Source organism: Flexivirga sp., from assembly GCF_051955415.1.
Lineage (GTDB): Bacteria > Actinomycetota > Actinomycetes > Actinomycetales > Dermatophilaceae > Flexivirga.
On the sequence record NZ_JBQCGS010000064.1, the window covers coordinates 44,389 to 50,634 of the forward strand.

Annotated in this window: 6 protein-coding genes and 1 pseudogene; 5 read left to right on the top strand and 2 right to left on the bottom strand. The window is 72.8% G+C overall.

Annotated features, from left to right (window positions below; all coding sequences use genetic code 11):
* Positions 1-36 precede the first annotated feature (36 nt).
* The 5 genes from ACTHL4_RS10970 to ACTHL4_RS10990 all read left to right on the top strand — a co-directional run bounded on the left by ACTHL4_RS10970 (position 37) and on the right by ACTHL4_RS10990 (position 5,308).
* The gene (locus ACTHL4_RS10970) at positions 37-447 is read left to right on the top strand and encodes a YraN family protein (protein WP_440282799.1); all 411 of its coding nucleotides are present in this window, start codon (positions 37-39) and stop codon (positions 445-447) included.
* Positions 448-583: 136 nt separating this feature from the next.
* Positions 584-2,116 (top strand): YifB family Mg chelatase-like AAA ATPase, encoded by a 1,533-nt coding sequence (locus tag ACTHL4_RS10975; protein WP_440282800.1) that lies wholly within the window; start codon positions 584-586, stop codon positions 2,114-2,116.
* Positions 2,113-3,363: a DNA-processing protein DprA gene (gene dprA / locus ACTHL4_RS10980; protein WP_440282801.1), complete on the top strand. Its 1,251-nt coding sequence runs from the start codon at positions 2,113-2,115 to the stop codon at positions 3,361-3,363. Before ACTHL4_RS10975 ends, dprA begins: the two co-directional genes overlap by 4 nt.
* Positions 3,364-3,390: 27 nt before the next feature.
* Positions 3,391-4,314 (top strand): tyrosine recombinase XerC, encoded by a 924-nt coding sequence (locus ACTHL4_RS10985; RefSeq protein ID WP_440282802.1) that lies wholly within the window; start codon positions 3,391-3,393, stop codon positions 4,312-4,314.
* 115 nt (positions 4,315-4,429) lie between these two features.
* Positions 4,430-5,308 carry a DUF3152 domain-containing protein gene (locus ACTHL4_RS10990; protein ID WP_440282803.1) on the top strand — a complete coding sequence of 293 codons (879 nt, stop codon included), beginning with the start codon at positions 4,430-4,432 and terminating at the stop codon, positions 5,306-5,308.
* A gap of 14 nt (positions 5,309-5,322) precedes the next feature.
* Here the strand turns inward: ACTHL4_RS10990 and ACTHL4_RS10995 are convergent, their stop codons facing one another.
* Positions 5,323-5,817, bottom strand: coding sequence for a M23 family metallopeptidase (locus ACTHL4_RS10995; protein WP_440282804.1), 495 nt, complete (start codon positions 5,815-5,817; stop codon positions 5,323-5,325).
* Positions 5,818-5,910: 93 nt separating this feature from the next.
* Positions 5,911-6,246, bottom strand: a pseudogene (locus tag ACTHL4_RS11000) (aminotransferase); the annotation flags it as partial.

Consider the following 6,246-nt stretch of genomic DNA (forward strand, 5'->3'; position numbering starts at 1 on the left):
GTGCACGGCACAGGCTGGTGCCGGAGGTGATGCCCGATGGCAACCATGCACGACACCGGCAACCGAGAGCCCGAGCGCAGCAAGGAGCCCGAGCGCAGCAAGCTCGGGCGGCGCGGTGAGGAGGAGGCGGCACGCTACCTGCAACTGCAGGGGCTGACCGTCATCGCACGCAACTGGCGGTGCCGCGAGGGAGAGATCGACATCGTCGCCCTCGACGACACCGGCGATTGCCTGGTCGTGGTCGAGGTCAAGACCCGCACCAGTGAACTCTTCGGCCGGCCGGTCGAAGCGGTGACACCGGTCAAGGCGCGCCGCTTGCGGGTCCTGGCGGCCCGCTGGCTCGCCGACCACGCGATCCACACCTCACGCGTGCGGATCGATGTCATCGGCATGCTGTGTCGTCCGGGTGCCGACGTCCAGATCGAGCACCTGCAGGACGTCGCATGAGATCCGCCCGAAGTTCTCCCCCGCTCCGTCACCCCACGAAGTTCTCCGCTCGTACCTCGCTCCGATACTTCGCGGGGACCCCGACTCGCCCCTCCGACACTTCGCGGGGACCCCATTCGCATCGCGGTGGTTTCCGATGACTTTGGGGCGCACCCGCAGCGTCGGGGTCACCGGCATCCACGGGCGGGTCATCGATGTCGAGGCGGACGTCGCACCCGGCCTGCCTGCGTTCGTCGTCAGCGGTATGCCGGACGCCGCCTGCAAGCAGGCGCCCGACCGCATCCGGGCGGCCGCCAAGAACTGTGAGCTGGAATTGCCCCGGCAGCGGATCACGGTGAACCTCTCGCCGGCGTCGCTGCCCAAGCACGGCTCGGGTTTCGACCTGGCGATCGCCGTCGCGACGCTGGTCTGTGGCGGCACGATCACCCCTGCCCTGGTCGAGGGCGTGGTCCATCTGGGCGAGCTCGGCCTGGACGGCACCGTGCGCGCCATACCCGGTGTGCTGCCGGCGGTGCTCGCCGCCGTCGACGCGGGAGCGACACAGGTGGTGGTGCCGGTCGCGAACGCCGCCGAGGCCGCGTTGGTGCCGGACATCGAGGTCGTGCCGATCGACAACCTGGCGGCGTTGGTGCGGCGCTACACGTGCCTGGCCCGGCGGCGACCGCTGCCCGAGCCGCCGCCGGTGCCGTCGCGAGCGGCGGTCACCCCCTCGCCTCCGGACCTGGCCGATGTCGTCGGGCAGGACGAGGCCCGCTACGCGTTGGAGGTCGCCGCCGCGGGCGGTCACCACCTGGCCATGGTCGGCCCACCCGGGGCCGGCAAGACGATGATCGCCGAACGTCTGCCAGGACTGCTGCCGCCGTTGACCCGCGAGCAGGCGCTGGAGGTCACCGCCATCCATTCGGTGCTCGGCGCGCTGCCGGACCAGGTGCTGATCGAGCAGCCGCCCTTCGTCGCGCCACACCACGGCGCCTCCATGCCCGCGGTCGTCGGTGGCGGGTCGGGCCGGGTGCGGCCGGGCGCGGTGTCCCGCGCCCACCGAGGCGTGATGTTTCTCGACGAGTGTCCTGAGTTCCGGCGCGACGTGCTGGATGCGTTGCGGCAACCGCTGGAGTCCGGGATCGTGCACGTCGCACGCGCCGATCAGGTGGTGACCTTCCCGGCGCGGTTCCAGCTGGTGCTGGCCGCGAACCCGTGCCCTTGCGGACAGCACTACGGCAAGGGGTCGAAGTGCACGTGCGCCCCGCAACGCCGACGCGACTATCTCGGGCGGATGTCGGGGCCGTTGCTGGACCGGGTCGACGTCCATCTCACGATGCTGCCGGTCACGCGGGCGGCGCTGGCCGGGCCGCGCGGGGAGAGCAGCGCCCAGGTGGCAGTGCGCGTCGCGGCGGCCCGGGCGCGACAGGCCGCTCGATGGCGCGAGATCGGCCGCGCCCGCAACAGCGAAGTGCCCGGCTCCATCCTGCGATCGGGCACGTGGCGACTGCCCGGTGACGTGACTCGGGGGCTCGACCAGGCGATGGAGACCGGCGCGCTCACCTTGCGTGGCTACGACCGTTGTTTACGGGTCGCCTGGACCATCGCCGACCTCGACGGCGCGCCGCGGCCGGGGTTCCGGCAGGTCGAGGAAGCCCGCGGACTGCGCTCGACGGGAGCAGCGGCATGAAGACCACGCCCAGTTCTGCGCCCGCACCTCCCTCCGATACCTCGCGGGGACACCCGACGGACGGTGCCCGGTCGCCGGTCCGGGAGGAGGAGCTGCGGGAGAGCCGAGACGCGCGCCTGGCCGTGCGTCTGGCCCTCGCCGCGACCGTGGAGCCGGAGGACCGGACCATGACGCCACGGTTGCGCGGGCTCGACCCGTTCACCGCGTGGGAGCTGGTGCGGACCGATGTCGGCGGCAAGTTCACCCGTGCGGCGGCGCGCCTCAAGGCGCTGCGGCTGGGGCCGCTGGTGGAGCGCACTCAGCAGTTGGGCGCCCGCCTCGTCATACCGGGCGACGACGAATGGCCCGCGGGCGTCGATGATCTGGACTCGCCGCCCTACTGTCTCTGGGTCGCCGGGAACGTCTCGCTCGCCCAGGCGTGCGAGCGCAGCATCTCGATCGTCGGCGCGCGCGCAGCCACGCCCTACGGCACCCAGGTGGCGGGGGAGTTCGCGCACGGTCTCGCCGAGCGGGGTTTCACCGTGGTGTCCGGCGGTGCTCATGGGATCGACACCGCCGGGCACCGCGGCGCCCTTGCCGCCGGCGGTGTGACCGTCGCCGCGATGGCCTGTGGCATCGACATCGCCTACCCGGTCGCCAACACCCGGCTGCTGCAACAGATCGAGCGGTCCGGCGTGATCGTCACCGAGTTGCCCCCGGGTTCGGCGCCGCAGAAGCAGCGGTTCCTCTCGCGCAACCGGCTGATCGCGGCGATGACGCCGGGAACCCTCGTGGTCGAGGCAGGTCTGCGCAGCGGATCCCGGTCGACCGCGACGGCCGCGGGGCGGCTGGGCCGGCTGCTCGCTGCGGTGCCCGGGCCGGTGACCAGCCCCGCCAGCGCGGGCCCGCATCAGCTGATCCGGGACTGCGGGGCGACGCTGGTCACCGACGTGGACGAATGCGCCGAGCTCTTCGGCGCGATCGGGGACGACCTCGGGCCGGTCAAGCGGGCCGCGCCGACGGTCACCGACCGGCTGGACGAACCGGACAAGCGGCTGCTCGACGCCATGCCGGTCATGCGCGGCACCACCGTCGCCAAGCTGGCGATCAGCGCCGGTCTCACCGCACGGGAGGTGACGCGCGGGCTGGCCGCACTGCACGCCGCCGGGCTGGTGGAGCGCATCGAGTCCGGCTGGCGCCGCTCCGCGGCGGACCCGGCATTATCGCCCGGGCCCGCCAGCACGGCGTGTCGATGCCCGCCCGGGTAGCGGGCTCGCGGCTAGCCTGGACGTGACGTGAGCAACGAGAGCACGCTCCCCGACCGGCCGATCGTCGCCGGTTACGAGCGACACCTGCGATCCGAGCGCGGTCGTTCCCCCCACACCGTGCGCGGATATCTTGCCGACCTGCACGACCTGGCCGACCACCTCCACGCGGCCGGCGTCGACTCCTGGGACGACGTCACCCTCGCCGACCTGCGAGCGTGGCTGGACGCGCTGGACGCAGCCGGAGCCAGCCGCGCGACCCTGGCCCGCCGGTCGGCGGCCGCACGCGGTTTCTTCGCCTGGGCGTCCCGGACCGGTGCGGTGTCCCGCAACCCGGCACAGCGGCTCGTCGCACCGAAGCGGGTCGCGTCGCTGCCGGACGTGCTCCGGCAGGACCAGGCGGCGGCCTTGCTCGACCTGGCCGCGGTGGCCGCCGACGACGCCGACCCGGTCCATCTGCGCGATCGCGCGATGCTGGAGTTGCTGTATGCTGGCGGCATCCGCGTCCCCGAACTCGTCGGACTCGATGTCGACGACGTGGACCGCGGTGACCTGGTGATGCGTGTGGTCGGCAAGGGCGACAAGGAGCGCACCGTGCCATTCGGGCGCCCGGCGCTCGAGGCGGTGGAGGCATGGCTGCGGGCGGGGCGTCCGCACCTGGTCGTGCCCGGGTCCGGGCCGGCGTTGTTCCTCGGCGCTCGCGGCCGGCGGGTGGACCCGCGGGTCGTGCGGGAAGTGGTCCACCGATTGCTGCGGGAGACGCCGGGTGCGCCGGACCTCGGACCGCACGGGCTGCGACACAGCGCTGCGACACACCTCGTCGAGGGCGGCGCCGACATCCGGCTGGTGCAGGAACTCCTCGGACACGCCAGCCTGGCGACCACCCAGGTCTACACACACGTGTCGGTCGAGCGGCTGCTCCGCTCGTTCTCGCAGGCGCATCCTCGTGCCTGACCCTTCGACCCGGCAACCTCGCGCCCGCACGCGACGCGAGTCGCGCGCCGATGCCGGCGCGCACCGCTGCGGTCAGTCGCGTGCGGGACGCCACGCAATGGGGTCTACTTCCGCTATGCACGGTTCCCCTCCGACGCGCGAGGTCCGGTTGATCCGGACGATCCTGATCGCCGCTGTCCTGTTGGCGCTACTGAGTGCGTTGTCGGGATACCTGCTGCACGGCCGCGGCCAATCGGCCGGTGCCAGCTCCGGTAGCCCCGTCGGCGGATCGGCGGCAGCGACCCAGTCGGCGTCCGCGGCGACGCCGACCGCTCCGGCGCAGCCGTCCGCGGCCGCCTCCGGTTCGGCGCACTCGGCGACGACCGCCACCGCGGCCACGACCGCGGCGCGGGCCACGAAGACGCCCGTGTCCAGCGCCCCGGTCGCCGTACCCGCCACGGGCGACGGCACGTTCACGCCGGTGCAGGTGCCACAACGAACCAGCGCGAAGACCGGCCGGGTGGTCACCTACCGGCTCAACGTCGAAGGCGGCATGCACGTCGACACCAGCGCGCTCGCCCGCACACTGGGAGCGGCGTTGCTGGACCGGCGTGGCTGGCAGGCCGTGGATCACGTGCGGTTCGTGCAGGTGACCCCGGCGCAGCTGGCCAAGGGCACCAATGCGCAGCTGACCATCAGCGTCGCCAGCCCGCACCAGGTCGACAAGCTGTGTGCGCCGCTGCCCACCCACGGCGGCACGTCCTGCGCGACCGGGCAGCACGTGATCCTCAACTACAAGTTGTGGGCCGACGGTGTCGTCTACTTCAAGGGCAAGCTCGCCGAATACCGCGAGTACATGGTCAATCACGAGGTCGGTCACGCACTCGGCCACGGCCATCAGCTGTGCTCCGCGAAAGGCGCCTACGCGCCGGTGATGCAGCAGCAGACGCTCGGCCTGCAGGGCTGCAAACCCTGGCCCTGGCCCAAGCGCCCGGACGCGCACGGCACGGCGTAGGGCGCATCGGGTCCTCACCCCAGCGGCAGCAACCGCACCCGGCGGTCCTCCACCAGCGTCAGCGGATCCCGGTAGGTGTCCGCACCGACCAGCAGTCCCCAGTGCAGGCACGGCGTCGTGCCGCAGTGGCCGCCCGCGGCCAGCGAGCCGATCGGCTCGCCCCGGGCTTCCACCGTGCCCTTCGGGTCACGGTCGTCCACCGGCTCGTACGTGGTGCGCCTGCCGTCCGGATGTTGTATGGCGACGACTCCCCGCCCGGCGATGACGCCCGAGAACGACACGGTCCCCGCACCCGCGGCCAGCACGGGTTGTCCCTGCGTGCCCTGCAGGTCGACGCCCCGGTGCCCGGCGGCCCACGGCTCCGGTGGCGCGTCGAAGGGATGCACCACGGCGGGCCGGGGTCGCAACGGCCAGCCGAAGGTGCCGGTCGGCGCCGGTTGCGCCGACCCGCCGAACGCCGCCGCCACAGCACTCGCGAACGCGATCACACCCGGCCAGCCTGTCGTCATACGAGCAGAATGCGGCGGGTGCGCGGCCGGTGTGCGTCGCCGACCGTCCACCTGTGGACGAACCGGCGCAGCACCGGGGGATGTGGAGGCGGGTCAGCGTGAACCGAGCGAGGCCACGCGGGTCGCGGCCTCGGTGAGCACCTGCGGCTGCTTGCAGAACGCGAACCGGACCAGCGTGCGTGCGATGTCCGCGTCGTCGCAGAACACCGAGACCGGCACGCCGACAACGCCGCACAGCTCCGGCATCCGCCAGCAGAAGTCCACCGCGTCCGTCGCGCCGAGGGCGCCCAGGTCGGCCACCACGAAGTAGGTGCCCTGGGCGCAGCTGACCGGCAGGCCGGCATCGCGCAGGCCCGCGGTGAGGATGTCGCGGCCGTGCTGCATGGTCCGTGCGAGCGAGGCGAAGACCTCGTCCGGCATCCGCAGGCC

Excerpts from the sequence above, each read along its gene's own strand:
- ACTHL4_RS10970 (WP_440282799.1), top strand. The coding sequence starts at position 37 with ATGGCAACCATGCACGACACCGGCAACCGAGAGCCCGAGCGCAGCAAG.
- ACTHL4_RS10975 (WP_440282800.1), top strand. The coding sequence starts at position 584 with ATGACTTTGGGGCGCACCCGCAGCGTCGGGGTCACCGGCATCCACGGG.
- dprA (WP_440282801.1), top strand. The coding sequence starts at position 2,113 with ATGAAGACCACGCCCAGTTCTGCGCCCGCACCTCCCTCCGATACCTCG.
- ACTHL4_RS10990 (WP_440282803.1), top strand. The coding sequence starts at position 4,430 with ATGCACGGTTCCCCTCCGACGCGCGAGGTCCGGTTGATCCGGACGATC.
- ACTHL4_RS10995 (WP_440282804.1), bottom strand. The coding sequence starts at position 5,817 with ATGACGACAGGCTGGCCGGGTGTGATCGCGTTCGCGAGTGCTGTGGCG.